Genomic DNA, 1,562 nt, shown 5'->3' on the forward strand with positions numbered 1-1,562 from the left:
GCGCCGCCGCGGCCCGCGGCTGTGCGGCGGGGGCGGCTCGAAGCGTCGAGCTGGACACCGCGCAGACCGCCGCAAGGCAGACGAAGAGCCGCACACACTTATTTTATGGCAAGGGGTTCAGGCGGAAGGCAGAAGGCGGACGGGAGAGGGAACGAACGTCATCCTTCTTCCATCTGCCTCCCTGCCTTGCCGTCGCTAGAACCTATCTCATAAATGCCCTCAGGAGGATCACGGCCGACGCGAGGTGAATCATCCCGAGGAAGTTGGCGGGGTCGCGTTCCCAGCGTGTGACGATTCGGCGCGAATTATGGAACCAGGCAAACAGCCGTTCGATCTTCCACCGGCGGCGGTAGCGTCGGAGCGGGCGGCCATCTTGTGTCCGCGTCCGGCGGTTCGACCGGTTCGGCGCAATCAGCGCAATGCCGAAGTCATCGGCGAGATGGCGATCGAGCGGATCGCTGTCGTAGCCGCGGTCGCCGATCAGGCGCGTCGGGAGGGCGCGGATGAACCGCGCCGCGAGCGTGGCGTCGACGAGCGTGGTCTCTCCGGGCGAAGCGCTGGCCACGTGCACGGCGAGAGGAAGACCATGGCCGTCGCAGATCGCCATGATCTTGCTCCCTTTACCGCGGCGAGTAGGACCGATGGCAGGGCCCCCTTTTTCGCCGAGCTGAAGCTGGCGTCGATGAAGGCTTCGGTGAGATCCAGGTGGCCCCGGTCGCGCAGATCCTCGGCGAGTCGCCGCAACAAGCGGCGCAGGAGTCCGGTCCGCTGCCAGTGCTGAAACCGCCGATGACACGTCTGGTACGGCGGATAGCGGCCCGGCAGGTCGTGCCAGGGCGCGCCGGTGCGGAGCACCCAGAGCACGCCGTTCACCACCGCGCGCGTGTCGTGCCAGGGCCGACCGCGGCCATCGGGACGGCGACGCGGCCGAAACACCGGTTCGAGGATCTGCCATTGAGCATCGGTGAGGTCCATACTTTCGACGTACGACGGACCCCATGATTTCGTTCACAGTCACCCGTTCGGGTTTATGAGATAGCTTCTAGAGGTTCCGGGTTCTGAATTCAACGTTCGGGTTCGGCGGCCGGTTGTACGAACCCGGAACCTCGAACCTCGAACCCGTAGAACCCGTAGAAGCCGTAGAAGCCGTGTTGCTACCGGAGCGTGAAGTTGACGGTCACGGTGACGATGACCGGGACCGGCACGCCGTTCAGCAGCGCGGGCGTGAACTTCCAGCGCTGCACCGCGTCGACCGCCGCCCGATCGAGCAGCGGAATCGAGCGCAGCACGCGCACCGCCTGCACGTCGCCCCTCACGCCGATCGTCGCCTCGAGAATCACGACGCCCGTCACGCGGGCCTGGCGCGCCACGCCCGGGTATTCGGGGCTCGCATCGACGATCTTCACTGGTGCTTTGATGCCGGAGTGCAGCCGGACGGGCGTCTGCGGTGGCGGGGGCGGAGGCGCGACGACGGGCCCGAGCGCGGCGACGCCGCCTCGATCCTCGATCGTCGTCGCGGGCCCGGTCACGACCTGGTTCCGCACCGACTCGAGACCGGTCTC

Annotated in this window: 2 protein-coding genes; both read right to left on the reverse strand. The window is 67.0% G+C overall.

Going from position 1 to position 1,562, the window contains the following annotated elements:
* Positions 1 to 202: 202 nt before the first annotated feature.
* A protein-coding gene (locus tag VGZ23_10975; GenBank protein HEV2358115.1) for an IS5 family transposase occupies positions 203 to 975 on the reverse strand; the annotation gives its coding sequence in 2 pieces (ribosomal slippage) (positions 203 to 648 and positions 648 to 975; 774 coding nt in all).
* 179 nt (positions 976 to 1,154) lie between these two features.
* The coding region (locus VGZ23_10980; GenBank protein HEV2358116.1) for an energy transducer TonB at positions 1,155 to 1,562 on the reverse strand (408 nt) is incomplete at its 5' end.

The organism is bacterium (assembly GCA_035945995.1).
Classification (GTDB): Bacteria; Sysuimicrobiota; Sysuimicrobiia; order Sysuimicrobiales; family Segetimicrobiaceae; genus DASSJF01.